Source organism: Streptomyces xanthophaeus (assembly GCF_000725805.1).
GTDB classification, from domain to species: Bacteria; Actinomycetota; Actinomycetes; order Streptomycetales; family Streptomycetaceae; genus Streptomyces; species Streptomyces xanthophaeus.
In genome coordinates, this window is record NZ_JOFT01000037.1 from 94,053 (window position 1) to 119,721 (window position 25,669).

Sequence of the window (25,669 nt, forward strand, 5' to 3'; positions counted from 1 at the left end):
GGGTACGCCTGTGCGGGTATACGCCCGAATGTGATGTGTGGGTTCGGTCAGGTGCGTACATGTATGACAAAGGTGTGACCCGCTCGGGACGGCCCGATGACCGCGCCCGCGAGCGGAACATTAGACTCGACAGACCAGCAAGCAACTGCAAGGAGGCACGGGTGCTGCTGACCCGCATCAAGGGACCGCGCGATCTGGACCGGCTCAGCCAGGAGGAGCTCGACCAGCTCGCGGCCGAGATCAGGTCCTTCCTCGTCGACGCCGTCTCCAAGACCGGCGGGCACCTCGGCCCCAACCTCGGGGTGGTCGAACTGACGATCGCCCTGCACCGGGTCTTCGACTCGCCGAAGGACAAGGTCCTCTTCGACACCGGCCACCAGGCCTACGTCCACAAGCTGCTCACCGGCCGCCAGGACTTCTCCGACCTGCGCACCAAGGGCGGGCTCTCCGGCTACCCCTCGCGCGCCGAGTCCGACCACGACGTGATCGAGAACTCGCACGCCTCCACCGTGCTGGGCTGGGCCGACGGCATCGCCAAGGCCAACGAGGTGCTCGGCCGCGAGGACCACCACGTCGCAGCCGTCATCGGCGACGGCGCCCTGACCGGCGGCATGGCCTGGGAGGCGCTGAACAACATCGCCGCCGCCAAGGACCGGCCCCTGGTCATCGTCGTCAACGACAACGAGCGCTCCTACGGCCCGACCATCGGCGGCCTCGCCAACCACCTGGCCACCCTGCGCACCACGGACGGCTACGAGCGCTTCCTGGCCCGCGGCAAGGACCTCCTGGAGCGCACCCCGGTCGTCGGGAAGCCGCTCTACGAGACCCTGCACGGCGCCAAGAAGGGCCTCAAGGACTTCATCGCCCCGCAGGGCATGTTCGAGGACCTGGGCCTGAAGTACATCGGGCCCATCGACGGCCACGACATCGAGGCCCTGGAATCCGCCCTCCAGCGCGCCAAGCGCTTCAGCGGACCGGTCATCGTGCACTGCCTCACCCAGAAGGGCCGCGGCTACACCCCGGCCCTGGAGCACGAGGCGGACCGCTTCCACGCGGTCGGCGTGATCCACCCGGACACCGGACTGCCGGTGAAGACCGCCGCCGCCAGCTGGACCTCCGTCTTCGCCGACGAGATGGTCAAGCTCGGCCACGACCGCCAGGACATCGTCGGCATCACCGCCGCCATGCTCCACCCGGTCGGGCTGAACAAGTTCGCCGAGGCCTTCCCGGACCGGATCTTCGACGTGGGGATCGCCGAACAGCACGGCGCGACCTCGGCCGCGGGGCTGGCCACCGGCGGGGTCCACCCCGTCTTCGCGGTCTACGCCACCTTCCTCAACCGCGCCTTCGACCAGGTCCTGATGGACGTGGCCCTGCACAAGTGCGGAGTCACCTTCGTCCTGGACCGCGCCGGTGTCACCGGCGACGACGGCGCCTCCCACAACGGCATGTGGGACATGTCCATCCTCCAGGTCGTCCCCGGCCTGCGCCTCGCCGCCCCGCGCGACGCGGAGCAGCTGCGCGCCCAGCTGCGCGAGGCCGTCGAGGTCAAGGACGCCCCGACCGTCGTGCGCTACTCCAAGGGCGTCGTCGGCCCGGCCGTCCCGGCCGTCGGCCGCATCGGCGGCATGGACGTGCTGCGCGAGCCCGGCGCCGACGTCACCCGGCCGGACGTACTGCTCGTCTCGGTCGGCGCACTGGCCCCGATGTGCCTGGAGATCGCCACCCTGCTGGACAAGCAGGGCATCACCACCACCGTGGTCGACCCCCGCTGGGTCAAGCCGGTGGACGAGGCACTGGCCCCGCTGGCCGACCGCCACCGCGTGGTCGTCACCGTCGAGGACAACGGCCGCACCGGCGGCGTGGGCTCCGCCGTCTCGCAGGCCCTGCGCGACGCGGGCGTCGACGTACCGCTGCGCGACTTCGGCATCCCGCAGCGTTTCCTCGACCACGCCTCCCGCAAGGAGGTCATGGCCGAGATCGGGCTGACGGCGCCGGACATCGCCCGGCAGGTCACGGGCCTGGTGGCCAAGCTGGACGGGCGTTACGACAGCGAGCCGGCCGCCGCCGTCGACTAGACCTCCGGGTCACCGCGCGGTTGCACGTCACGGGCCGGGAGATCACTCTGAAGGAGTGGGCCTCCCGGCCCGTGCGCGTGCGTCGACACCTGTTCGGAGGTGCGTTGGTGAGTAGGGATATGAACAGCCCCTTCCGCACCAAGACGGTGGAGCAGTCCATCCGCGACACGGAGGAGCCGGAACACGCCCTCCGCAAATCGCTCTCCGCCTGGGACCTGACGGTGTTCGGTGTGGGTGTCATCATCGGCACCGGCATCTTCGTCCTCACGGGCATCGCAGCCCGGAACAACGCCGGACCCGCCACCGCCCTCGCCTTCGTGGCGGCGGGCATCGTCTGCGCCCTGGCGGCGCTCTGCTACGCCGAGTTCGCCTCCACCGTTCCGGTGGCCGGCTCGGCGTACACCTTCTCGTACGCCTCGATCGGTGAGCTGCCCGCCTGGATCATCGGCTGGGACCTGGTGCTGGAGTTCGCGCTCGGCACCGCGGTCGTGGCGGTGGGCTGGTCCGGGTACGTGCGCCACCTCATGGAGACCAACCTGGGCTGGGAGCTGCCCACCGCGCTCTCCGGGCCCGATGCCGGAGGCACGTTCGACCTGCTGGCGTTCCTGCTGATCCTGGTGCTGACCGCGATCCTGGTCATCGGGACGAAGCTTTCGGCGCGGATCACCGCGATCGTCGTCGCCATCAAGGTCACGGTGGTGCTGCTGGTCATCATCGCCGGTCTGTTCTTCATCAAGGCCGACAACTACTCCCCGTTCATCCCTCCGGCCCAGCCGCAGGAGGCGGGCGGCGGCCTGCACGCACCACTGGTGCAGCTGCTCTTCGGCTACGCGCCCACCAACTTCGGCGTCATGGGCATCTTCACGGCGGCCTCGCTCATCTTCTTCGCCTTCATCGGCTTCGACGTCGTGGCCACCGCGGCCGAGGAGACCAAGAACCCCCAGCGGGACATGCCGCGCGGCATCCTCGGATCGCTGCTGATCTGCACGGTGCTCTACGTCGCCGTGACGCTGGTGGTCACCGGCATGCAGAAGTACTCGGAGATGTCGCCCACCGCGCCACTCGCCGAAGCCTTCAAATCCGTGAACCAGCCCTTCTTCGCCGGCGCCATCAGCCTCGGGGCGTCCGTCGGTCTGATCACGGTGTGCATGATCCTGTTGCTCGGCCAGACCCGCGTGTTCTTCGCGATGAGCCGTGACGGACTGCTCCCGCGCGTCTTCTCCGTCACCCACCCGAAGTACCGCACGCCGTACCGGGCGACGCTCCTGCTCGGCGGGATCATCGCCGTCGTCGCAGGCTTCACCAGTCTGGAGAAGCTCGCGGAACTGGTGAACATCGGCACCCTGTTCGCCTTCGTGGTGGTGGCCCTCGGCGTGATCGTCCTGCGCCGCACCCGCCCCGACCTGCACCGGTCCTTCCGCACCCCGTGGGTGCCGGTGGTCCCGATCCTGTCGATCGCGGCCTCGCTCTGGCTGATGCTCAACCTGCCGGCCGAGACCTGGATCCGCTTCGGGATCTGGATGGCGATCGGCATCGTCGTCTACTTCCTGTACGGACGCCAGCACAGCCGCCTCGGCAAGGAAGGCGCCGACGCGAAGTTCTAGCGCGAAGAGTTCTCGCGCGAAAAGCCGGAAGCCGGCCGTACGGTCACCCGTACGGCCGGCTCCCTGTGCGCGGGCTCCCGTCAGCCCTTGGCCGGGGACTTCTTCGCCGAGTCGGGGACCGGCTGGTCGTTGCGCACGGCCTCCCACAGCTGGGTGGCCTGCGGCTCCGCGACGATCACCCGGTTGGGGTCCACCTTGTCGTAGGCGACCGGAAGCATGATCGTCTGCATGGTGTCGGGGTCCACGCCCTTCATGCTCTGCGCGAAGTCGGACAGCGCGGTGAGCGAGGCGAGGTCGGAGTCGGTGGTCAGCGACTTCGTCCCGGCGTCGGCGAGCTTGTACAGGCGCGCCGGGTTGCCGAGGGCGTCCTGCTTCTTGATCTCGGACAGCATCGCCATCATGAACTGCTGCTGCAGGCCTATGCGTCCGAGGTCGCTGCCGTCCCCGTAGCCGTAGCGGGTGCGGACGAACTTGAGGGAGTCGGTCCCGTTCAGCCGGTGCGTGCCCGCGTCCAGCTTCAGGCCGCCCTTGGCCCCGGTCATCGGCTTGTCCAGGGTGACCGTGACCCCGCCGAGCGCGTCCACCAGGCCCTTGAAGCCGGCGAAGTCCACCTCGACGAAGTGGTCCACGCGGACCCCGGACATCTCCTCGACGGTCTTGACCACGCAGGCCGGACCGCCCAGACCGTAGATGCTGTTGAACATGGCCCGCTTCTGGGACGGCACGGTCTTGCCCTCCCCGTCCTTGCACTCGGGCCGGGTGACCAGGGTGTCGCGGGGGATGCTGATCGCGGTGGCCTTGGCGCGGCCCTCGGGTATGTGCACCAGCATCGTGGTGTCCGAACGGGCGCCGCTCACGTCGCCGTGGTCGAGGTCCGCGTTGGCCCCGGCCCGCGAGTCGGAGCCGAGCACCAGGACGTTCTGCGCGCCCGCGACGACCTTCTGTGGCCGGTTGTCGCCGATCGCCTGGTCCAGGTCGACGCTGTCGATGTTCCCGTTGAGGTGGCTGTACGTCCACCAGCCCGCCCCGGCCGCGCCCAGGATCAGCACGGCGACCAGCAGCAGGGTGATCCGCAGAATGCGGCGGCGGCGCCTGGGCCGCGCGTGCTTGTCCGTCATGGGGGTGAATCTTAGACAGGTATTCGAATGGCCGAAGCCCGCCCCCCGGAAGGGGCGGGCCGGGCCGTGAAATGCCGCTCTGCGGGCCGGACTAGGCGGGAACGCTCGCCAGTCCGGGAGCCAGGAACTTCTTGCCGTTCACGCGCTCCGAGACGCCCTCACGGTCCAGGTACGGGGTGATGCCGCCCAGGTGGAAGGGCCAGCCCGCACCGGTGATGAGGCAGAGGTCGATGTCCTGGGCCTCGGCCACGACACCCTCCTCCAGCATCAGGCCGATCTCCTGCGCCACCGCGTCCAGGACGCGGTCGCGGACCTGCTCCTCCGTCAGGACGGAGTCGCCCTGCACCAGGAGGGCGGCCACCTCGGGGTCGAGCTCCGGCTTGAAGCCGTTCTCCGGCTTGTAGACGTAGAAGCCGCGCTTGCCGGCCTCGACGACCCGCTTGAGGTTGGGGGAGACGGTGAAGCGCTCCGGGAAGGCGCGGTTCAGGGTCTCGGAGACGTGCAGACCGATCGCCGGTCCCACGAGCTCCAGGAGCACCAGCGGGGACATCGGCAGGCCGAGCGGCTCGATGGCCTTCTCGGCGGTGACCACCGGGGTGCCCTCGTCGATGACGTTCTGGATCTCGCCCATGAAGCGGGTCAGGATGCGGTTCACGACGAACGCCGGGGCGTCCTTGGTGAGGACCGCGGTCTTCTTCAGCTTCTTGGCGACACCGAAGGCCGTGGCCAGCGAGGCGTCGTCGGTCTGCTCACCGCGGACGATCTCCAGCAGCGGGAGGATCGCGACCGGGTTGAAGAAGTGGAAGCCGACCACGCGCTCCGGGTGCTGGAGCTTGGAGGCCATCTCCGACACCGACAGCGAGGAGGTGTTGGTGGCGAGGATCGCGTGCGCCGGGGCGACCGCCTCGACCTCCGCGAACACCTTCTGCTTGACGGACATCTCCTCGAACACGGCCTCGATGATGAAGTCCGCGTCCGCGAAGCCCTCGGCCTTGTCCAGGACGCCCGTCACCAGGGCGGTCAGGCGGTTGGCCTTGTCCTGGTTGATGCGGCCCTTGCCGAGCAGCTTCTGGATCTCGGCGTGGACGTAGCCCACGCCCTTGTCCACGCGCTCCTGGTCGATGTCGGTGAGGACCACCGGCACCTCCAGGCGGCGCAGGAAGAGCAGCGCCAGCTGCGAGGCCATCAGGCCCGCGCCGACGACGCCGACCTTGGTGACCGGACGGGCCAGGGACTTGTCCGGGGCACCGGCCGGGCGCTTGGCGCGCTTCTGGACCAGGTTGAAGGCGTAGATGCCCGAGCGCAGCTCGCCGCCCATGATGAGGTCCGCGAGCGCGGTGTCCTCGGCGTCGAAGCCGGCCTGGAGGTCGCCGTCCTTGGCCGCGGCGATGATGTCCAGCGCGCGGTAGGCGGCCGGGGCGGCGCCGTGCACCTTGGAGTCCGCGACGGCGCGGCCCTTGGCGACGGCCGCGTCCCAGGCCTCGCCGCGCTCGACCTCGGCGCGGACGACCTCGGTGTCACCCTTGAGGACCTTCGCGGTCCAGACGAGGGACTGCTCCAGGAAGTCGGCGCCCTCGAAGATCGCGTCGGCGATGCCGAGCTCGAAGACCTGCTTGCCCTTGAGCTGGCGGTTCTGGTTCAGCGAGTTCTCGATGATCACCGAGATCGCGCGCTCCGCGCCGATCAGGTTCGGCAGCAGGGCGCAGCCGCCCCAGCCGGGGACCAGACCGAGGAAGACCTCGGGCAGCGAGAAGGCCGGGATGGCCTTCGAGACGGTGCGGTAGGTGCAGTGCAGGCCGACCTCGACGCCGCCGCCCATCGCCGCGCCGTTGTAGTAGGCGAAGGTCGGGACCGAGAGGGCCGCCAGACGCTTGAAGACGTCGTGGCCGCCCTTGCCGATGGCGAGCGCATCGTCGTGCTTGCCCAGCAGCTCGACGCCCTTGAGGTCGGCGCCGACCGCGAAGATGAACGGCTTGCCGGTGATGCCCGCGCCGACGATGGAGCCCGCGAGGGCCTCCTGCTCGACCTGGTCGATCGCCGTGTTCAGGTTGGCGAGGGACTGCGGGCCGAAGGTGGTCGGCTTGGTGTGGTCGAAGCCGTTGTCCAGCGTGACGAGCGCGAAGCGCCCGGCGCCGAACGGCAGGTCCAGGTGGCGGACGTGCGCGGACGTGACGACCTCGTCCGGGAACAGCTCGGCCGCGCCCTTCAGGAGCTCAGCGGTGGTGCTCACTTGGAGTCTCCCTCGGCGTTGAAGTTCGGGTTCTCCCAGATGACCGTGGCGCCCATGCCGAAGCCGACGCACATGGTGGTCAGGCCGTAGCGGACGTGCGGCTGCTCTTCGAACTGACGGGCCAGCTGCGTCATCAGGCGCACGCCCGAGGAGGCGAGCGGGTGGCCGAAGGCGATGGCGCCGCCGTACTGGTTCACGCGGGCGTCGTCATCGGCGATGCCGTAGTGCTCCAGGAAGGCGAGGACCTGGACCGCGAAGGCCTCGTTGACCTCGAAGAGGCCGATGTCGTCGATCGTCAGACCGGCCTGGGCCAGGGCCTTCTCGGTGGCCGGGATCGGGCCGTAGCCCATGACCTCCGGCTCGACACCCGCGAAGGAGTACGAGACCAGGCGCATCTTGACCGGGAGGTTGTTCTCGCGGGCGAAGTCCTCGGAGGCGATGATCGCGGCCGTGGCGCCGTCGTTGAGACCGGCGGCGTTGCCCGCGGTGACCCGGCCGTGGGTACGGAACGGGGTCTTCAGGCCGGCCAGGTTCTCCAGGGTGGTGCCCGGGCGCATCGGCTCGTCGGTGGTGACCAGGCCCCAGCCCGTCTCACCGGCCGCCTCGTTGGTGTTGCGCACCGAGATCGGGACCAGGTCCTGCTGGATCTTGCCGTCGGCGTACGCCTTGGCGGCCTTCTCCTGCGAGCGCACGGCGTACTCGTCGGCGCGGAGCTTGGTGATCGTCGGGTACCGGTCGTGCAGGTTCTCGGCGGTCATGCCCATGAACAGGGCGGACTCGTCGACCAGCTTCTCGGAGACGAAGCGCGGGTTCGGGTCCACGCCCTCGCCCATGGGGTGACGGCCCATGTGCTCGACACCGCCGGCGAGGGCGACGTCGTAGGCACCGAAGGCCACACCGCCCGCGACGGCGGTCACGGCGGTCAGCGCGCCGGCGCACATGCGGTCGATGGAGTAGCCCGGGACGGACTGCGGGAGGCCCGCGAGGATTCCGGCCGTGCGGCCCAGCGTCAGGCCCTGGTCGCCGATCTGCGTGGTCGCCGCGATGGCGACCTCGTCGATCTTCTTGGGGTCCAGGTCCGGGTTGCGGCGCAGCAGCTCCCGGATCGCCTTCACGACGAGGTCGTCGGCGCGGGTCCCGTTGTAGATGCCCTTCGGGCCCGCCTTGCCGAACGGGGTGCGGACGCCGTCGACGAAGACGACGTCCCTGACGGTACGAGGCACGTTGGCTCTCCTCCAGGTGCGGGTGTGCACTGCTGCGCGGGGGCGTGCTCGGCATGCGTTGCTGAGCGCCCGCTCACCCGGCCCATGCTACTTGCGGGTAACCAATGTGCACACCCCCTCCCCGAGGAGCGGTGAAGGTCACACTGCCATGCGCGCCCCGACCGGCCCCGGAGCGGGCCCGTCGGCCATCGCGGAGGCCATCGGGGCGGAGGAGCGGACCACCTCTGCGACGAAGGAACGCCGGCCGGTCCCCAGGGTGCGCAGGGCCGCGCCGTGGTCCACCGCGACCAGCAGGCCCGCGCAGCCCAGCAGCGCGCGCCAGGCGGTGGTCACGGCCCGCCGGGCCGGGCGGGGGAGGTGGGCCAGGCCCTCGCGCAGGCGCAGGCAGTGGAAGGGGACGTGGCGCTGCTCGTCCGCCAGGATCCGGCCCGCGACCTCGCGGGTCAGCGGGTCCGCGGCGCCGTCGGCGAGGGCCCGGTAGTACGCCAGGGCCACCACCTCGGCGATCATCAGCACCAGCAGCTCCACCCGCAGTCCGAGCAGTCTGCGGACCCGGACGAAGGCCGCGTCGCTCCAGTGGCCGTCCAGGACCCCGGCCCCGCCCGCCGCCAGCAGCAGGGCGAGCATCCGTGCGTGGTTCTGCTCCTCGGCGACGAACAGCCGCGCGGCATCGGCGTACACCGGGTCGCCCGCCCGGTCCGCCTTGCCGAGCAGTGCGGAGCCGTCCCCGTCCTCGCCGACCTGGAACTTCTGGATGCTGCGGACGATCTCGGGCGGCAGGTGCGCCCCGCGCTGCCAGTCCGGGTCCCCGAGTGCGGCCCGGAGTTCCTTCTCGGCCTCGAACGCGTCCACCCATGCCGCGTAATCAGTTTTGATCATGTTCAAGAATCTAGCGATTGTTGAGCGTGTTCAAAAGGTTCGGCGTGTCATGAGCGCGTAACAAGAAGACCCCCGGCCTCGGGGCCGGGGGTCTGCTGGACGGATGGTGCGGTCAGTCGGTCGCGGCCAGGGCCGTGACCAGGGCCTGCGTCACCTGTTCGATCTGCCAGGGGCGGGCGCCGTGGGCCGCCAGGGCCTGGGCCACCGCCTCCGCCTCCAGGCGCTGCGGCGGCTCCCAGCAGAGCCTGCGGACCGTGTCCGGGGTGATCAGGTTCTCCTGCGGCAGGTTCAGCCCCTCGGCCAGCGCCGTCACGGCCGTCCGGGCGGCCGAGAGCCGGGCGGCGGCCGCCGGGTCCTTGTCGGCCCAGGAGCGCGGCGGCGGCGGACCGGCCGGGGACGCGCCCGGCTGTGGCAGCGCGTTCTCGGGCAGGGCCTTGGCCCGGTCCACGGCGGCCATCCACTGGTCCAGCTGGCGCCGGCCCATGCGCTGGCCGTATCCGGGCAGTGCGGACAGGGCCTGGGCGTCCGCGGGGAGGGCGAGGGCGGCCTCGACGATCGCCGCGTCGCCCAGCACCTTGCCGGGCGAGACGTCGCGGCGCTGCGCGATCCGGTCCCGCGACTCCCACAGCTCGCGCACGACCGCCATCTGCCGGCGGCGGCGCACCTTGTGCATCCCGGAGGTGCGGCGCCACGGGTCCTTGCGCGGCGGTGCGGGCGGTGCGGAGGCGATCGCGTCGAACTCCTGGCGGGCCCATTCCAGCTTGCCCTGCCGGTCCAGCTCCTTCTCCAGCGCGTCCCGCAGGTCCACCAGGAGTTCCACGTCCAGGGCGGCGTAGCGCAGCCAGGGCTCGGGGAGCGGGCGGGTGGACCAGTCGACGGCGGAGTGGCCCTTCTCCAGCGCGTAGCCGAGCACGCTCTCGACCATCGCGCCGAGTCCGACCCGGGGGAAGCCGGCCAGGCGGCCGGCCAGCTCGGTGTCGAACAGCGAGGTCGGCACCATGCCTATTTCGCGCAGGCAGGGGAGGTCCTGGGTGGCGGCGTGCAGGATCCACTCGGTGCCGGAGAGGGCCTCGCCCAGCGAGGAGAGGTCGGGGCAGCCCACCGGGTCGATCAGTGCGGAGCCCGCGCCCTCGCGGCGCAGCTGGACCAGGTAGGCGCGCTGCCCGTAGCGGTATCCGGAGGCCCGCTCGGCGTCGACGGCGACGGGCCCGGTACCCGCGGCGAAGGCCGCGACCACCTGGGCGAGCGCCTCCGCATCGGCGACGACCGGAGGGATCCCCTCACGGGGTTCGAGCAAGGGAATCGGCAGCCCATCGGACGGAGCTTCGTCGTCCGGGGGGCCGCCCCCGGTGGTGGTGCGCAGGTGTGCTGCGGTCTCTTGGGCGTCGGTCACCGGTCAAGGGTATCCGTGGATGCGACGCGCCCGTCGCCGGAACGTTCCGTCGACGGGCGCGCTGTGGAGGTGCGGACGATTCCCGGGGTTCACCGGACGGGCCCTAGTGGATGATCCCGGTGCGGAGTGCGACGGCGACCATCCCGGCCCGGTCGCCCGTGCCCAGCTTGCGGGCGATCCGGGCCAGGTGGGACTTGACGGTCAGGGCGGACAGGCCCATCGAGACGCCGATGGCCTTGTTGGACTGGCCCTCCGCGACGAGGCGCAGGACCTCGACCTCGCGGCCGGAGAGCTCGCGGTAGCCGCCCGGGTGGCTCGGGGCACCCGGGGGGCGGCGGTGCATACGGGCGGCGGCAGCGCCGATGGGGGCGGCGCCGGGCCGGGTGGGGAGCCCGATGTTGGTCCGCGTACCGGTGACTACGTAGCCCTTCACTCCGCCCGCGAGGGCGTTGCGCACGGCGCCGATGTCGTCGGCGGCGGACAGGGCCAGGCCGTTGGGCCAACCGGCGGCGCGGGTCTCGGAGAGCAGGGTGAGACCGGAACCGTCGGGCAGGTGTACGTCGGCCACGCAGATGTCACGCGGGCTGCCGACGCGGGGGCGGGCCTCCGCGATGGACGAAGCCTCGATCACGTCACGTACTCCGAGGGCCCACAGATGGCGGGTCACGGTGGAACGCACGCGCGGGTCGGCCACGACGACCATGGCCGTCGGCTTGTTCGGGCGGTAGGCGACCAGGCTTGCGGGCTGCTCGAGAAGAACGGACACCTAGGCCTCCTGGGGGGGGAGTGGCGGGACGGCCGGCTCGGGGAAGGAAGCCGGTGCGAACCGTGCGGATGGTCACTGACTCCTTCGGCACGTCACCCGCCCGGCTTTAGGGAATGATCACGATTTGGTGAGTAACAATTCGGGCAATTCGGACGCACGATCGATCATAGGGTGATCAGAAGCCCACAACGGGCGCCCGGTTCCGACACCTGATTGCGGACTTCGACCGTCCGTTCCCGTTCCCGCTCATGCCCAGCGTCCGCGGCCGTACGGCCCCGTGGCTACGGGTGGTGCGGACCGCGGCGCTGTGGCAGGGAGACCACGCCCGTGACCGTCTCCGTGGGCCCCACCGGGGGCAGCCCCGCGATCTGGCACAGCAGCTCGCACCACGCCGCCAGGTGCGCGGCGGTGTCCGGCACCCCGCCCACCACCTCGCGGGGCGTCCACGAGGCCCTGATCTCGATCTGGGTCGCGGGCCGCCGCTCGGCGAGCCCGCCGAAGTAGTGCGAGCTGGCCATGGTCACGGTCCCGCTCGCCTCCCCGTACGTCAGCCCGCGGGCGTCCAGCGCCCCCTTGAGCCAGGACCAGCACACCTCGGGGAGCAGCGGGTCCGCGGCCATCTCGGGCTCCAGCTCCGCCCGTACGAGCGTCACCAGCCGGAAGGTCCCGTGCCAGGCCTCGTGGCCGGCCGGATCGTGCAGCAGGATGAGCCGGCCGTCGGCCAGGTCGTCCTCGCCGTCGACGACCGCCGCCTCCAGCGCGTAGGCGTACGGCGCCAGTCTCCGCGGCGGCTTCGTGGGGTCGATCTCGATCCCCGGACGCAGCCGTGCCTTCTTCAAGCCGTCGACCGCCCGCCGGAACGGGAGTGGAACGGAGTCCTCCTCCGCGCTGTCCATGCCGTCAGCGCCATCTGAAAATCGTCCCTGAGCCGCAGCCATGCGGGGAAGACTAGGCGGAACGAGCGCCCGTACGGCGCAGGGACACCCGCGCCGGGCCGGGCACTTCTTCATACGTGCGAAGATTTGAGTCGTGAGCGCCAACGACCGCCCGAAGGGCACGCCGAGTCAGACGTACGATTCCGCCTTCCTGAAGGCGTGCCGACGCGAGCCGGTGCCGCACACGCCCGTGTGGTTCATGCGGCAGGCCGGGCGCTCGCTTCCGGAGTACCGCAAGCTGCGCGAGGGCACCCAGATGCTCGAGTCCTGCATGCGGCCCGACCTGGTCACCGAGATCACCCTGCAGCCGGTGCGCCGCCACGACGTGGACGCCGCGATCTTCTTCTCCGACATCGTGGTCCCGCTGAAGGCCATCGGCATCGACCTGGACATCAAGCCGGGCATCGGTCCGGTCGTGGCCCAGCCGATCCGCCGCCGCGAGGACCTCGCACAGCTGCGCGACCTCACCCCTGAGGACGTCGGTTACGTCACCGAGGCGATCGGCATGCTCACGGGTGAACTGGGCTCCACCCCGTTGATCGGTTTCGCCGGTGCGCCTTTCACCCTCGCGAGCTACCTCGTCGAGGGTGGACCGTCCAAGAACCACGAGCACACCAAGGCCCTCATGTACGGGGACCCGGAGCTGTGGGCCGACCTGCTGGACCGCCTCGCGGAGATCACCTCCGCCTTCCTCAAGGTCCAGATCGAGGCCGGCGTCTCCGCCGTCCAGCTCTTCGACTCCTGGGTCGGCGCCCTCGCCCCGGCGGACTACCGCCGCTCGGTGATGCCCGCGTCGGCGAAGGTCCTGGAGTCCGTCGCCTCGTACGGGGTCCCGCGCATCCACTTCGGCGTGGGCACGGGCGAGCTCCTCGGCCTCATGGGCGAGGCCGGCGCCGACGTCATGGGCGTCGACTACCGGGTGCCGCTGGACGAGGCCGTGCGCCGCGTCGGCCCCGGCAAGGCGCTCCAGGGCAACCTGGACCCCGCCGTGCTCTTCTCCACCACGGAGGCCGTCGAGGCCAAGACGGACGAGGTCCTGGCGGCCGCCGCGGGCCTGGAGGGCCACGTCTTCAACCTGGGTCACGGCGTCCTCCCGACGACCGACCCCGACGCCCTGACGCGCCTGGTGGACTACGTCCACACCAAGACCGCGCGCTGAGCCCAGCAAGATCGAAACGTCGGTACCCTGCCGTGCATGACATGGCAGGGGCCGACGTTTCGCATATCCGACGGACAGCAGATCGACGGGATCTGGTGCCTGCTCTGGCGCAGCCACGACCGGAGCGAAGGCCGTCACCCCGAGCACCTCTTCGTCTACGCCGACGGCAGGCTCTCCCTCGGCGCCTACGAGACCACCGACCCGACCCGGCTGCGCGAGCAGCTGGCCTCCGGGCAGATCGCCCTGCGCCCGGACCCGCCCCGGGACCCCGAGCCCGGACCCGCCCGGCCGAAGTGGGAGCAGCGCTACCCGGAGCCGCGCACCGACGAGAGCTTCCTTGCGGAAGTCGCCGAGGAGGTCGCCCGGCTGGCCGGACGGCCGACGGCGGGCGACCGCTGCCGGGACGCCGCCCGGGCCCTGTGCGCGGAGCCGACGCCGGCCCGCCGGGCCGCGCTGCGCGAGGCCTACCTGGCCGTACCCGCCCACCTGCGCGTCTACCTCCTCGGTGACATGGACCTCCAGGACCGGCCGCTACGGATCCTGGTGACCGGGCTCGGCGAGCGCGTCGACGGGGACGGGCCGGTGGCCACGGAGGAACTGCACCAGGGCGCCCTGGACTACTTCGCCCGTGCGGACGCGGGCGTCGAGGCGGCCCGGGCCCGCGATGCGGTCCTGCACGCTGACGACCCGACGGACGCCCCCCGGCCACCGGTGGTCCTCCACGAGACGGTGTACCCCCGGGGCAGGCCCGCCCGGCTCGGCCACTTCGCCCTGCGCAACGACCACGACGCCCCCGTCACCCACCGCGGGCAGAGCTACCCCACCGTCGTCCACGGCTACTGGGCCCTGTCCGCCGCCGACCGCGCGGACCACGACCTGATCCGCGCGGCCGCGACGGCCGGTGAGGCCCGGGAGCTGGGCGGCCGTGCGGCCCGGCGCGAGGACTGGCCGGCCGTGCGGCTCGCCGTCATGGCGGGCCTGCTGCGGGCCAAGTTCGCACAGCACCCGGAACTCGCGCGGCTCCTGCTCGCCACCGGGGACGCCCCGATCCACTACACCGGCGCCTCGGACGCCCCCTTCTGGCGCGAGGACGGGGGCCGCCGCGGAGGCCGCAACTGGGCCGGACGCCTCCTGGAACTGGTCCGCTCCGAGCTCCGTGCGCAGGCCCTCTAGCCGGTCAGACCCCCGCCGAGCGGACCGCGGAGACCGCCTTGCGGGCCGCCACCAGGACGGGGTCCCAGACCGGGGAGAACGGTGGGGCGTAGCCCAGGTCCAGGGAGACGATCTGGTCCACGGTCATGCCCGCGGTGAGGGCCACCGCGGCCACGTCCACCCGCTTCGCCGCCCCGGCCCCGCCGACGATCTGGACACCCAGCAGGCGGCCCGTACGGCGCTCCGCCAGCATCTTCACCGTCATCTCCGCGGCGCCCGGGTAGTAGCCCGCCGTGTTCGTGGAGGTGATGGTCGCCGTCACGAAGCGCAGGCCCGCCTCCAGTGCGTCCCGCTCGCGCAGGCCCGTACGGGCGATCTCCAGGTCGCAGACCTTGCTCACCGCCGTGCCGACGACCCCGGGGAAGGTCGCGTAACCGCCGCCCACGCCCGATCCGATGACCTGGCCGTGCTTGTTGGCGTGGGTGCCCAGCGGGATGTGCCGGGTGCGGCCCGCGACCAGGTCCAGGACCTCCACGCAGTCCCCGCCCGACCAGATGTCCTCATGGCCCCGGACGCGCATCGAGAGGTCGGTGAGCACGCCGCCCGAGGTGCCCAGCGGCAGACCGGCCGCCCGGGCCAGCCCCGTGCGGGGCTCCACCCCGATGCCGAGCACGACCACGTCCGCCGGGTACTCCTCGCCCTTCGACGTGACCACCGCACGGGCCCGGCCCGCCTCGTCGGTGAGGATCTCCGTGACCTCGGCGCGGGAGACCGTACGGATGCCCATGCCGTTCATCGCACTGTGGACCAGCCCGCCCATGTCCGGGTCCAGGGTGGCCATCGGCTGCGGGCCGCGGTGCAGCACCGTGACCTCGTAACCACGCCCGACCAGGGCCTCCGCCATCTCCACGCCGATGTAGCCCGCGCCGACCACCACCGCCCGGCGGCCCGGCGTACGTTCCAGGGTCGTCATGAGGCGCTGCCCGTCGTCCAGGCTCTGGATGCCGTGGACCCCGTGCGCGCCGATGCCGGGGAGCCGGGGGCGCACGGGGCGGGCGCCCGTCGCCAGGACCAGCTTGTCGTAGCCCGTCCAGTACTCGGATCCGCCGTCCAGGTCGCGGGCGCGGACCCGGCGGCCGTCGAGGTCCAGCTCCAGGACCTCCGTGCGGGTGCGCAGGTCGATGCCGCGGGCCCGGTGCTCCTCCGGGGTCCGGGCGATCAGGTCGTCGCGCGCGGGGACCTGCCCGCCGACCCAGTACGGGATCCCGCACGCGGAGTACGAGCTGTAGTGCCCCCGTTCGAAGGCGACGATCTCCAGCTCCTGCGGTCCCTTGAGCCTGCGGGCCTGTGACGCGGCGGACATCCCCGCCGCGTCACCGCCGACCACCACCACTCGTTCCGTCGCCATCGTCCGCCCCGTCCTGCGCCGTCCTGCACCTTCGCCGTCCGCAGACACGCTACGGGTGAAGGGCCGTCCGACGGAGGAGCGTCCGCCCGGCCGGTGCTTCCGGCCGGGAAGGGGCGCCGCCGGAAGGGCTCAGGACCGGGGGCCGCCCTCCTGGGCGGGCCCCTCCGGGCCGGCCGCCGCACCCGTCACACCCGGGGCACCCGCCGCGTCGTCCGCCGGAGCGGTCCGGGCCGCCGGGACGGAGGGAGCCTGCGGCCAGGCCGGACCGGTCCGCGGGGCCGGGCCCGTCCGCGGCTTCGCGGGGCGCAGCCGCCGGTAGAGCCGGAACCCGAGCGCCAGGACCGCGGCGGCCAGGGCGAACGGCAGGACCGCGCCCACCGCCAGGGTCAGGAAGCGCAGGACGGTCGTGAAGACCTCCCAGCCGCCGCGCAGGGCGTCCATGAAGGCGGGGTCCTTCTCCTTCTCCTTCTCCGCGGCCTTCGGAGCGGGCTCCGAGACCTCCAGGGTGATCGTGCCCAGCGAGGTCTGGTCCTTCAGCGCGTTCTGCTGCGCCTGGAGCGACTCCAGATCGGCCTGACGCCGGCTCAGCTCGCCCTCCAGCATGACCACGTCGCTCAACGCCGTGGCCTTGCCCATCATTTCCCGTACCCGGGCCACGCTGGCCTGCTGCGAGCTGACCCGGCTGCCGATGTCGGCGACCTTCTCCGTCACGTCCTGCGCGTCGACCTTGCGGTGCAGCAGCTTCCCGCTGCCCTCCATCGCCCCGAGCACGGCGTCGTAGCGCTCGCCCGGCACCCGCAGGGTCACCGTCGAGGTCATGCGGCCGTCCGGGCCGCGCTTGGTGGACTCGTTGCCCACGTAGCCGCCCGCGGCGTCGGCCGCCGTGCGGGCGGCGGCCAGCGCCTTCTGCGCGTCCTCGGTCTCGATGCCGAGGGTCGCCGTACGGATCACGTTCGGGCGTACGGCGACCGGCGCCTGCGCGTTCTTGTCCGTCCCCGCGGCGCCGGAAGCGGCGGCTCCCGGGGCTGCCGCCGCGGCGCCCTCCCGGGCCGCCTCCGGGGCCTTGCCGCCCTGAGCCGGGGCGACCGCCGCCCGGTCCGCGGAGGAGGTCTTCTCGTTCCCGCCGCCCGCGCCGCAGCCGCTGAGCGCGAGCACCCCGGCCAGGGAGAGGGCGGCCAGGGCGGCCGAGGAACGCTGTCTGTTCACGGTGTGCATCGCGGTAAACCCCCGAGGTTCGGCTGGTGTTGCCGTTCTGACGTACAGAGTCCCCGTGCGGGTTTCACTTCCGCGGTCCCGGCCCGGTCCCGATGCGGTCACGGTCCGGCCTCGCCGACGGTGCCCACCTGCGGTCTGAGACGATGAGTCCATGGACGAAGCGGACATGCGTACGGACCGGCCGGACCACACCGGCGCCCCCGGCCACGTGGTGGTCATCGGCGGCGGCATCGCCGGTCTCGCAGCTGCCCACCGGCTGCTCGCCGACGGTGTCCGCGTCACCCTGATCGAGGCGGGACCGAGGCTCGGCGGCAAGCTGCACGCGGGGGAACTCGCCGGTGCCCCCGTCGACCTCGGCGCCGAGTCCGTCCTCGCCCGCCGCCCCGAAGCCGTGGACCTCGCCCGGTCCGTCGGCCTCGGCGAGGCCCTCCAGCCGCCCGCCACCGCCACCGCCCACCTGTGGACCCGGGGCGCGCTGCGGCCCATGCCGCGCGGCCACGTCATGGGGGTCCCCGGCGACCTGGGGCCGCTCGCCGCATCCGGCGTGCTCTCCGCCGAGGGGCTGGCCCGGATCGAGGCCGAGCGGGAGCTGGCGCCCACCGAGATCGGCGAGGACGTCGCGGTCGGCGAGTACGTCGCCGCCCGGCTGGGGCGCGAGGTCGTCGACCGGCTGGTGGAGCCGCTGCTCGGCGGGGTCTACGCGGGCAACGCCTACCGCATCTCGATGCGGGCGGCCGTCCCCCAGCTCTTCGAGGCCGCCCGTACGCACCACTCGCTCGGCGAGGGCGTCCGGGAGCTCCAGCGCCGGGCGGCCGCGCAGCCCGCGGCCGCAGGTCCCGTCTTCGCCGGCATCGACGGCGGCATCGGGCGGCTCCCGGCCGCCGTGGCCGAGGCCTGCCGCCGCGCCGGGGCCCGGATCCTCACCGGGACCCCCGTCCGCGAGGTCCTGCGTACGGCGGAGGGCTGGCGCGTGGTGACCGCCACCGGGACCGTCGACGCCGACGGGGTGATCCTGGCCACCCCGGCCGGGCCCGCCGCGCAGCTGCTGGACCGGCTGGTGCCCGCCGCCGCGGCCGAGCTGCGCGGGGTCGAGTACGCCTCGATGGCCCTGGTCACGATGGCCTTCCGGCGCTCCGACCTGCCGCCCGCGATCACCGAGGGCGGCGCCAGCGGGTTCCTCGTACCGCCCGTCGACGGGCGGACGATCAAGGCCTCCACCTTCTCCAGCAACAAGTGGGCCTGGGCCGGGGCGGATCCCGAGCTGTTCCTGCTGCGGACCTCCGTCGGCCGTCACGGGGACGAGGGCGAGCTGAAGCGGGAGGACGGCGAACTCGTCGCGGTGTCCCTGGCCGACCTCGGCGACGCGGTGGGCCTGGCGGCCCGGCCGGTCGCCTCCACCGTCACGCGCTGGGACGGCGGGCTGCCCCAGTACCCGGTCGGCCACCTGGACCGGGTCGCCCGGATCCGGGCCGCCGTCGCAGCCCTGCCGGGCCTCGCCGTGTGCGGCGCCCTCTACGACGGGGTGGGCATCCCGGCGTGCATCGCCAGCGCCGGGAAGGCCGCGGACGCGGTGACCGCCGCTTTCGGGACCCCTGGCACAGACCACTGATCAGCACACGGGACAATAGGCACATGACTGCACCAGAGAAGATTCCCAACGCGGGGAAGAAGGCGAAGGACCTCAACGAGGTCATCCGCTACACCCTGTGGTCCGTCTTCAAGCTGAAGGACGTACTGCCCCGTCTTGAGTCAGACCGCGCCGGCTTCGCCGACGAGGTCCAGGAGCTCTTCGACCAGCTGGCCGCCAAGGACATCACCGTCCGCGGTACCTATGACGTCTCCGGCCTGCGCGCCGACGCCGACGTCATGATCTGGTGGCACGCCGAGACGGCCGACGAGCTGCAGGGCGCGTACAACCTGTTCCGCCGCACCCGGCTGGGCCGCGCGCTGGAGCCGGTGTGGTCGAACATGGCCCTGCACCGCCCGGCCGAGTTCAACAAGTCGCACATCCCGGCCTTCCTGGCCGACGAGACCGCCCGCGACTACGTCAGCGTGTACCCCTTCGTGCGCAGCTACGACTGGTACCTGCTGCCCGACGAGGACCGTCGCCGCATGCTCGCCGACCACGGCAAGATGGCCCGCGGCTACCCCGACGTGCGCGCCAACACCGTCGCCTCCTTCTCGCTCGGCGACTACGAGTGGCTGCTGGCCTTCGAGGCCGACGAGCTGTACCGCATCGTCGACCTCATGCGTCACCTGCGCGCTTCCGAGGCCCGCATGCACGTCCGTGAAGAGGTGCCCTTCTACACCGGGCGCCGCAAGTCCGTCGCCGACCTGGTGGCCGGGCTCGCCTGATACCTCCCCTGGGGGGAAGTGCCGGAGGACGACCACACCGTCAGGTGAGTTCCTCCGGCGGATCGGGAGGCCCTGCCCCCGAAACGACGCAGCCGGAGATCCCGCCCGGAAGTTCAGACGACTGGCGGCAGCAGCGCCCCGTGGGCGCTCGCTGCCCGGTCGTCCAGCGACACCGGTGCGGGCTCCGGATGCGGCGCACACGTGACGTTGCGGCCCGGGGTGTCACCCGTCAGCAGGTACCGCTCCACGTGCCGGTCCACGCAGTCGTTGCGTCCGCCCACCACGCCGTGGCTGCCGGCCCCCTCCTCCGTGACCAGCGCGGCCCCGGCGCCCAGGCGCCGCAGGAGTTCCAGCGCGCCCGGGTACGGGGTCGCCCCGTCCCGCTCCGCCGCGACGACCAGGGTCGCGGGCAGGGCGGCCGCCGCGGAGCCCACGTCCACCGGCTGCTGCGGGACCGGCACCGGCCAGTACGCGCAGGGCAGGTTCAGGAAGGCATTGGCCCAGGTCTCGAAGGGGGCCCTGCGGGCCAGTTCGGTGTTGTCGCGGTCCCAGGTCTCCCAGTCCGCGGGCCACGGGGCGTCGTTGCACAGCACCGCCGTGTAGACGGCCCGCGCGTTCTCGGCCTGCGCCGCAGACGCCGGGTCCGGGGCGGCCTGCTCCGTCAGCGGACCCGGATCGCCGCGCAGGAACGCGGCCAGCGCCGCCGCCCGCTGCGGCCACACGTCGTCGTAGTACGCGGCCTGGACGAAGGCCGCGCGCAGTTCACCGGTCCCCACCTTCGCGCCCGCGGGGGTGCGGGCCACCGCGTCCCGTACGCGCGCGTAGCTCGCCTGGACGGCCGCCGCGGTGGCGCCGAGCCGGTACGTGGCGTGGTGCCGGGCCGCCCAGGCACGGAAGTCGTACCAGCGGCGCTCGAAGCCGGGCGCCTGGTCGAGGTTGTTGCGGTACCAGATGCGGCGCGGGTCCGGGTCGACCGCCGAGTCGAAGACCATCCGGCGGACGTGGCCCGGGTAGCGCGTCGCGTAGACCGCGCCCAGGTAGGTCCCGTAGGAGCCGCCCAGGAAGTTCAGCCCCGGCTCGCCGAGCGCGGCCCGCAGGACGTGCAGGTCGCGGACGTTGTTCAGGGTCGTGTACTGCGCCAGGGCCTCGCCGGAGCGCTGTGCGCAGCCGCGTGCGTAGGCCCGGGCGGCGGCGATCCGCTCCTCCTTGTACGCGGCGGACGGGTGGAGCGGCTCCTGGGTGGGCCCCCCGGGCCGGGCGGCGGGGTCCTCGCAGGACAGCGGGGCGGAGCGGCCCACACCGCGCGGGGCGTAGCCGACGAGGTCGTAGGCGGCGGCGATCCGCGCCCAGCCGGGGAGCCCGGCGACCATCGGGAAGTGCATGCCCGAGGCGCCGGGGCCGCCGGGGTTGTGGACGAGGGCCCCCTGACGTGCCGCCCCGCCCGCGCCGGTGGCGGCGGTGCGGCTGACGGTGAGGGAGATGTGCGGGCCGCCCGGGCGGGCGTAGTCGAGGGGGACGCGCAGGACGGCGCAGCGGACCGGGGCGGGCAGTCCCTCCGCCGCGGGGCAGGCGGTGAAGCGCAGGGCCCGGCCGCCCCCGGCGGCGGCGCGGCGGGCGGCCAGTTCGGCTCCGGCGTCCTCGGCGGAGAGCCGGAGGGGTTCCGCGGCGCGGGCCGCGGGCGCGGCGCACAGCAGCAGGGAGAGCGCCGCGACGGCGGCTCCGTGACGTGCGGGCGTCCGGCGCATGGCGGCCCTGCCTCTCATCGGATGAACCGATGAGATCCCCCGGCGGGGGCACTGTAAAGGATCACCGCCGGGTGTCGGCGCCAATGCCCCGGTTGCCGTACGACAGGCCGGTGACGCCGCCTCCCCGACGGTGACGGAGGGTCAGGAACTGCTGGAGGAGCAGCTGGAGCCGGAGGAACTGCTGCAACTCGACCCGCCACTGCTGCTGCCGCCCCCGCAGCTGCTGCCGGAGGAGCCGCAGCCGGACCCGGAGGAGCCGCCGCAGCTCGAACCGCCGCCGCAGCCGGAACCGCCCCCGCCGCCCGAGCCGCCGTCGCTCCCGGCGCACCACAGCACCGGCAGGAACTCCGCCCCGGACCCGGACCCCGACGTGGGGTGCACGCCGTGCGGGCGCGAGCGCGCCTGGGCGGCTGCCAGCCGGGTGCTGCGCACCGCGGGCAGCAACTGCTGGCGCAGGTACGGGTCGCTCAGTCCGCGCAGCCCGGACAGGGCCGTCTGCACGGACGGGGACCGGTCGTGCAGGTACGCGGCGCGCAGCTCGCGCAGCGCCCGCTGTCCTGCGGGGGTGACCCGCTGCCCCGCCCGCGCGGCGCAGATGCCGCCGAACAGCGCCCCGCCGATCAGGACGGGGATCACCTTGGCGATGAAGGGGATCTGGGGCCCGGAGTCCACAACGACAGCGACGACGGTGACCACCACCGCCACCGGCACCATCAGCGCGCACACCAGGGCCTGGGCGATCCCCCATCTCCGCCAGGGCCGCCCCGAGCCCGGGGCGCGGATCAGTCCGCGCGTAGCCAGCGCGTCCCCGGTCTCCTGGACGGCCGGGTCGCACATGGCCGCGTACCGCACCTGGTACAGCCAGCCCGAGGGCGCGCTCCCGCAGGCCTGGAGCACGGCCCGCTCTGCGTAGTCCGCGGCCCGCGCCCCGGGGCGGACCTGGACGATGCCGGGGCCGCCGACGATCAGCCGGCCGTCGCCGAGCAGGGAGACGAGCGCGGCGTCCACGACGTTGCCGGGGCCGCCCGCGAGGAACGCCGCCTCGGACAGGTCGTGCAGCCGCGGGGCGGGCCCGTCCGACGCGGGACGGGACCGGCGCAGGCCGCGGACCAGCAGGACGGAGGAGACGATGACGGCGACCCAGGTCGCCAGTGCCAGAAGGTTCATGCCGCCCTCCCCGTCAGCGCCCGGGCCCAGCGCACGACCCTGCGGGGCGGCCGCGCCCCGGCCCGGTCCTGCCACCACCGGGTGAGCCTGCGCCGGGCGGCCGGATCGGCCGGCAGGTCCTGGATCAGCAGGTGCTCCGCGAAGTCCAGCGCCTCGCGGCGGTATCCGCCCGTGGCCATGGGACGGCCCTTGGCGTAGGCGAGGTAGGCCTCGCGGTACGGGTCCTCGCCGCCCAGGATCACGGGCAGCTCGGGCGCCAGCTTGGCCACCACCCCGGCCCGCTTGGCAGCCAGTGCCCTGGCCTGCACCCGGATTCGCCGCCGGTCGAAGCCCTCGGGTACGGGGGTGCCCGCCACCAGCGCCGAGAGCAGCGCGGCCTGGCCGAGGCCCACGCGGGTCCGGGCGGCACCGGCGACGCCGTCGCCCGCTGCGTCCGTACCGTCCTGCCGGCCGTCCTGCGCCGCGGTGGGCGCGGCGGCGGGCCGGCGCGCCGGGGCCGTACCCGCGGTCAGCACGCTCCGGATGCGGACCAGTTCGTCCGCCAGCTCCGGCTCCGGTGGGAAGTCGTCGTCCCGCTCCAGCAGTACGCCGGGCGGGTCCACCCGGGAGCGGAGGGCGGCGAGCACGTCGAGCACCACCGGCGGCACGGGGTGCGCGTGCGTGTCGTGCCAGACGCCGCCGCGCTCGACGCCGCCCGCCACGTGCACGTACGCCAGCGCCTCCAGGGGAATCGAGTCGAGCACGGCGGCCGGGTCCTCGCCCCGGTTGACCCGGTTGGTGTGCAGGTTGGCCACGTCGATCAGCAGCCGGACACCGGTCCGTTCGACCAGCTCCGTCAGGAACTGCCCTTCCGTGAGCTCCTCGCCGGGCCAGGAGAACAGCGCGGCGATGTTCTCCAGCGCCAGCGGCACCGGCAGCGCGTCCTGCGCGATCCGCACGTTCTCGCACAGCACGTCCAGTGCGTCCCGGGTCCGCGGTACGGGCAGCAGGTGGCCGGCCTCCAGCGCGGGCGAGGAGGTCCGGACGAAGGCGATGTGCTCGGTGACCAGCGGCGCCCCCAGCGCCACCGCCCGCTCGCCGAGCGCCGCCAGCTTGGCCGGGTCCGGGCGGTCGGCGCCGCCGATGCCCAGCGAGACCCCGTGCGGCACGACGCGCGTACCGCGCTCCAGCAGCCGCTCCAGGGCCTCTGGCAGGTGGCCGGGGCAGATGTTCTCGGCCACCACCTCGACCCAGTCCAGGCCGGGCAGCCGCTCGACGGCCTCCGCGATCTCCGGCCGCCAGCCGATGCCCACCCCCAGGTGTGCCATGGGCTTCATGTCCCCCTCGCCCCCTCTCGTCGCACCGTGTGCCGAGGTGATGGCCCCGGCGGGGTCGGGCCAACCGCGCAGCGCGGCGTTTCAGAGCAACATTTGAGGTTCCGCGGGCCGTGCCGGCCGCCGTCAGAGCCGGGCCCGCAGCGCGGGATGGTCGGCGATGACCGTGGCGCTGCCCGGCGCGATCTCCGTGAAGCCCGCGTCGCGCACCACCGGCAGCCCGCTCCGGTTCAGTTCCGCCCATCCCTCGGGGGTGGCGGTCCGTACGGCGAGCCGGAAACCGGAATCCTGCCACCGGGCCCGCTCCGCGCCGGTCAGCTCCCACCAGGCGAGCTGCGCGGCGTGTCCGGCCTGGGCCATGGCCTTGCCGGCCGACATCTCCAGGCCGGGGTTGAACCACAGGACGGGCAGGCCCGGCCCGGCCGGTGAGGGCGGTGCGGGGTCGTCCAGGTCCGTGCCCGAGACCTGGAGCTTCGCCAGTTCCTTGGGCCAGCCGTCGAGGGGGACCGGGGGGAAGACCCGGACCTCGGACGCGTCGCCGTGCACCGTGATGCCCGGCAGCGACTGGGCCTTGCGCCACTCCGCCCCGCGGGCCCGCCGGACCACCTTGCGGATCCGGGCGTCCTGCCAGTCCCGTACGGCGGCCGCCCACTCGCCCTCGCCCTCGGCCCGCTCGTCCGTCAGCAGGACCAGGACCGCGCGGGCCGCCGTCTCCAGGGCGTCCGTCCGGGCCGGCGGCTCGGTCTTCTCGATCCGCACCACCAGCGGCAGGACGAACTGCGGGGCCTCGTCGCGGAGGGCGTGCTCCTGGCGGAAGGGGCTGTCCGCGCCGACCGCGGGGGCTGCTGCTGCGGCGTCGGGGGTGTGCTGGCTGCTCATCCGGCCAAGGATGCCAGCCTCCGCCTTGAGGATGATGCCCCGGGTGACGGCTCCGGGTGAGGATCGGGGCCATGAAGAGTGATCTGTTCGCGTCCGAGAACCTCGCCCAGGCCCCTGTCGCACCCGGCATGACCCTGCAGAACGCCAAGTCAGTGAAGTACGCCGTCAACGGTGAGGTGCTGGCCCGTCAGGGCTCGATGGTCGCCTACCGCGGCAACCTCCAGTTCGAGCGCAAGGGACAGGGGATAGGCGGCATGCTCAAGCGCGCCGTCACCGGCGAGGGCCTGGCCCTGATGTCCGTACGCGGCCAGGGCGAGGTGTGGTTCGCCCACCAGGCCGCGAACTGCTTCATCATCGACTTCGAGCAGGGCGACGCCCTGACCATCAACGGCCGCAACGTGCTGTGCTTCGACCCGACGCTGTCCTACGAGATCAAGATGGTGAAGGGCGCCGGGATGACCGGCGGCGGTCTCTTCAACAGCCTCTTCACCGGCACCGGCAAGCTCGCCGTGGTCTGCGACGGCAGCCCGATCATCATCCCGGTCACCGCGCAGGCCCCGGTCTTCGTCGACACGGACGCGGTGGTCGGCTGGAGCGCCCAGCTGGAGACCGGCCTGCACCGCTCCCAGTCCGTCGGCTCGATGATCCGCGGCGGTTCCGGCGAGGCGGTCCAGCTGGTGCTGCGCGGCGAGGGCTTTGTCATCGTCCGGCCGAGCGAGGTCACCGAGGCCGCGGCCGCCCACTGACCGCCCCGGCGGAGCTCGGCTCGAGGACGGCCGCAGGTACGCACCGGCTCCGGTGGGGCGGTGCGCCCGGCGCAGGACTGAGCTCCGCCATTGTGGGACGGTTTCCGGCCAGCATGGCGCCGTCCGGTGGGTACGGGACCGGATCGCACTGATCGAAAACTAGCGTGGTCGTGCTGGTGGGCACCGACCGAGGGGGTTGCGGGACATGGACGCTGGGCTGAAGCGCGAGCTGGAGGAGAAGGTCCGCTCCGGCGAGCGGCTGACGCGTGAGGACGGGATCGCCCTCTACGAGTCGGATGATCTG

General features: G+C 72.8%; 20 protein-coding genes. 7 read left to right on the forward strand and 13 right to left on the reverse strand.

Annotated elements, in window-relative coordinates:
* Positions 1 to 161 precede the first annotated feature (161 nt).
* Together dxs and IO30_RS0123295 are read left to right on the forward strand one after the other, a co-directional pair.
* Complete coding sequence (gene dxs / locus IO30_RS0123290) at positions 162 to 2,078, forward strand: 1-deoxy-D-xylulose-5-phosphate synthase (protein ID WP_031145765.1); 1,917 nt, start codon at positions 162 to 164, stop codon at positions 2,076 to 2,078.
* A gap of 119 nt (positions 2,079 to 2,197) precedes the next feature.
* The gene (locus IO30_RS0123295; RefSeq protein ID WP_031145767.1) at positions 2,198 to 3,682 is read left to right on the forward strand and encodes an amino acid permease; all 1,485 of its coding nucleotides are present in this window, start codon (positions 2,198 to 2,200) and stop codon (positions 3,680 to 3,682) included.
* 80 nt (positions 3,683 to 3,762) lie between these two features.
* Here IO30_RS0123295 and IO30_RS0123300 read toward each other — a convergent pair whose 3' ends face one another.
* The 7 genes from IO30_RS0123300 to IO30_RS0123330 form a co-directional block, all read right to left on the reverse strand.
* Positions 3,763 to 4,800 (reverse strand): LCP family protein, encoded by a 1,038-nt coding sequence (locus IO30_RS0123300; RefSeq protein WP_031145769.1) that lies wholly within the window; start codon positions 4,798 to 4,800, stop codon positions 3,763 to 3,765.
* Between the two features lie 91 nt (positions 4,801 to 4,891).
* Positions 4,892 to 7,030, reverse strand: a complete 2,139-nt coding sequence (locus tag IO30_RS0123305; protein WP_031145771.1) for a 3-hydroxyacyl-CoA dehydrogenase NAD-binding domain-containing protein — start codon at positions 7,028 to 7,030, stop codon at positions 4,892 to 4,894.
* Positions 7,027 to 8,253 carry a thiolase family protein gene (locus IO30_RS0123310; RefSeq protein ID WP_031145773.1) on the reverse strand — a complete coding sequence of 409 codons (1,227 nt, stop codon included), beginning with the start codon at positions 8,251 to 8,253 and terminating at the stop codon, positions 7,027 to 7,029. Before IO30_RS0123310 ends, IO30_RS0123305 begins: the two co-directional genes overlap by 4 nt.
* Before the next feature lie 138 nt (positions 8,254 to 8,391).
* Positions 8,392 to 9,132 (reverse strand): ferritin-like domain-containing protein, encoded by a 741-nt coding sequence (locus IO30_RS0123315; RefSeq protein WP_031145774.1) that lies wholly within the window; start codon positions 9,130 to 9,132, stop codon positions 8,392 to 8,394.
* A gap of 112 nt (positions 9,133 to 9,244) precedes the next feature.
* Complete coding sequence (locus IO30_RS0123320; RefSeq protein ID WP_031145777.1) at positions 9,245 to 10,525, reverse strand: HRDC domain-containing protein; 1,281 nt, start codon at positions 10,523 to 10,525, stop codon at positions 9,245 to 9,247.
* Between the two features lie 103 nt (positions 10,526 to 10,628).
* On the reverse strand, positions 10,629 to 11,291 hold the full coding sequence (locus IO30_RS0123325) for a helix-turn-helix transcriptional regulator (protein ID WP_007267191.1): 663 nt from the start codon (positions 11,289 to 11,291) through the stop codon (positions 10,629 to 10,631).
* A 281-nt stretch (positions 11,292 to 11,572) separates the two neighbouring features.
* Positions 11,573 to 12,229 (reverse strand): DUF3000 domain-containing protein, encoded by a 657-nt coding sequence (locus IO30_RS0123330; protein ID WP_031145780.1) that lies wholly within the window; start codon positions 12,227 to 12,229, stop codon positions 11,573 to 11,575.
* 91 nt (positions 12,230 to 12,320) lie between these two features.
* Between IO30_RS0123330 and hemE the strand changes: the two genes are divergently transcribed.
* Both hemE and IO30_RS0123340 read left to right on the forward strand, forming a co-directional pair.
* Entirely contained in the window at positions 12,321 to 13,385 is a 1,065-nt protein-coding gene (gene hemE / locus IO30_RS0123335) for a uroporphyrinogen decarboxylase (RefSeq protein ID WP_031145782.1), read from the forward strand.
* A gap of 36 nt (positions 13,386 to 13,421) precedes the next feature.
* Positions 13,422 to 14,558, forward strand: a complete 1,137-nt coding sequence (locus IO30_RS0123340; RefSeq protein WP_031145783.1) for an NADAR family protein — start codon at positions 13,422 to 13,424, stop codon at positions 14,556 to 14,558.
* A 4-nt stretch (positions 14,559 to 14,562) separates the two neighbouring features.
* Here IO30_RS0123340 and IO30_RS0123345 read toward each other — a convergent pair whose 3' ends face one another.
* Complete coding sequence (locus IO30_RS0123345) at positions 14,563 to 15,945, reverse strand: FAD-dependent oxidoreductase (protein WP_031145785.1); 1,383 nt, start codon at positions 15,943 to 15,945, stop codon at positions 14,563 to 14,565.
* A gap of 129 nt (positions 15,946 to 16,074) precedes the next feature.
* Positions 16,075 to 17,160: a DUF4349 domain-containing protein gene (locus tag IO30_RS0123350; protein WP_031145787.1), complete on the reverse strand. Its 1,086-nt coding sequence runs from the start codon at positions 17,158 to 17,160 to the stop codon at positions 16,075 to 16,077.
* Positions 17,161 to 17,311: 151 nt separating this feature from the next.
* Between IO30_RS0123350 and hemG the strand changes: the two genes are divergently transcribed.
* The gene (hemG, locus tag IO30_RS0123355; protein WP_237403396.1) at positions 17,312 to 18,769 is read left to right on the forward strand and encodes a protoporphyrinogen oxidase; all 1,458 of its coding nucleotides are present in this window, start codon (positions 17,312 to 17,314) and stop codon (positions 18,767 to 18,769) included.
* Positions 18,770 to 18,792: 23 nt separating this feature from the next.
* Complete coding sequence (gene hemQ / locus IO30_RS0123360) at positions 18,793 to 19,515, forward strand: hydrogen peroxide-dependent heme synthase (protein WP_031145791.1); 723 nt, start codon at positions 18,793 to 18,795, stop codon at positions 19,513 to 19,515.
* A gap of 113 nt (positions 19,516 to 19,628) precedes the next feature.
* On the opposite strand, the gene IO30_RS0123365 is transcribed toward hemQ, so the two are convergent.
* The 4 genes from IO30_RS0123365 to IO30_RS0123380 form a co-directional block, all read right to left on the reverse strand.
* Complete coding sequence (locus IO30_RS0123365; RefSeq protein ID WP_031145793.1) at positions 19,629 to 21,260, reverse strand: alpha/beta hydrolase; 1,632 nt, start codon at positions 21,258 to 21,260, stop codon at positions 19,629 to 19,631.
* Between the two features lie 141 nt (positions 21,261 to 21,401).
* On the reverse strand, positions 21,402 to 22,427 hold the full coding sequence (locus IO30_RS0123370) for a TIGR04222 domain-containing membrane protein (protein WP_031145795.1): 1,026 nt from the start codon (positions 22,425 to 22,427) through the stop codon (positions 21,402 to 21,404).
* A complete protein-coding gene (locus IO30_RS0123375) occupies positions 22,424 to 23,734 on the reverse strand; it encodes an MbnB/TglH/ChrH family RiPP precursor modification enzyme (protein WP_037894908.1) in 1,311 nt (436 codons plus the stop codon). Before IO30_RS0123375 ends, IO30_RS0123370 begins: the two co-directional genes overlap by 4 nt.
* A 132-nt stretch (positions 23,735 to 23,866) precedes the next feature.
* Positions 23,867 to 24,619, reverse strand: a complete 753-nt coding sequence (locus tag IO30_RS0123380; RefSeq protein WP_031145799.1) for an aminoacyl-tRNA hydrolase — start codon at positions 24,617 to 24,619, stop codon at positions 23,867 to 23,869.
* Between the two features lie 71 nt (positions 24,620 to 24,690).
* On the opposite strand from IO30_RS0123380, the gene IO30_RS0123385 reads away from it, so the two are divergent.
* Positions 24,691 to 25,365 carry an AIM24 family protein gene (locus IO30_RS0123385; protein ID WP_031145801.1) on the forward strand — a complete coding sequence of 225 codons (675 nt, stop codon included), beginning with the start codon at positions 24,691 to 24,693 and terminating at the stop codon, positions 25,363 to 25,365.
* The last annotated feature ends 304 nt before the right edge of the window (positions 25,366 to 25,669 follow it).

Coding starts and splice junctions, on each gene's coding strand:
- IO30_RS0123340 (WP_031145783.1), top strand. CDS start 13,422: ATGACATGGCAGGGGCCGACGTTTCGCATATCCGACGGACAGCAGATC.
- IO30_RS0123295 (WP_031145767.1), top strand. CDS start 2,198: ATGAACAGCCCCTTCCGCACCAAGACGGTGGAGCAGTCCATCCGCGAC.
- IO30_RS0123365 (WP_031145793.1), bottom strand. CDS start 21,260: ATGCGCCGGACGCCCGCACGTCACGGAGCCGCCGTCGCGGCGCTCTCC.
- IO30_RS0123300 (WP_031145769.1), bottom strand. CDS start 4,800: ATGACGGACAAGCACGCGCGGCCCAGGCGCCGCCGCCGCATTCTGCGG.
- IO30_RS0123315 (WP_031145774.1), bottom strand. CDS start 9,132: ATGATCAAAACTGATTACGCGGCATGGGTGGACGCGTTCGAGGCCGAG.
- IO30_RS0123375 (WP_037894908.1), bottom strand. CDS start 23,734: ATGGCACACCTGGGGGTGGGCATCGGCTGGCGGCCGGAGATCGCGGAG.
- IO30_RS0123350 (WP_031145787.1), bottom strand. CDS start 17,160: ATGCACACCGTGAACAGACAGCGTTCCTCGGCCGCCCTGGCCGCCCTC.
- hemG (WP_237403396.1), top strand. CDS start 17,312: ATGGACGAAGCGGACATGCGTACGGACCGGCCGGACCACACCGGCGCC.
- IO30_RS0123380 (WP_031145799.1), bottom strand. CDS start 24,619: ATGAGCAGCCAGCACACCCCCGACGCCGCAGCAGCAGCCCCCGCGGTC.
- IO30_RS0123330 (WP_031145780.1), bottom strand. CDS start 12,229: ATGGCTGCGGCTCAGGGACGATTTTCAGATGGCGCTGACGGCATGGAC.
- hemQ (WP_031145791.1), top strand. CDS start 18,793: ATGACTGCACCAGAGAAGATTCCCAACGCGGGGAAGAAGGCGAAGGAC.
- IO30_RS0123370 (WP_031145795.1), bottom strand. CDS start 22,427: ATGAACCTTCTGGCACTGGCGACCTGGGTCGCCGTCATCGTCTCCTCC.
- IO30_RS0123385 (WP_031145801.1), top strand. CDS start 24,691: ATGAAGAGTGATCTGTTCGCGTCCGAGAACCTCGCCCAGGCCCCTGTC.
- IO30_RS0123345 (WP_031145785.1), bottom strand. CDS start 15,945: ATGGCGACGGAACGAGTGGTGGTGGTCGGCGGTGACGCGGCGGGGATG.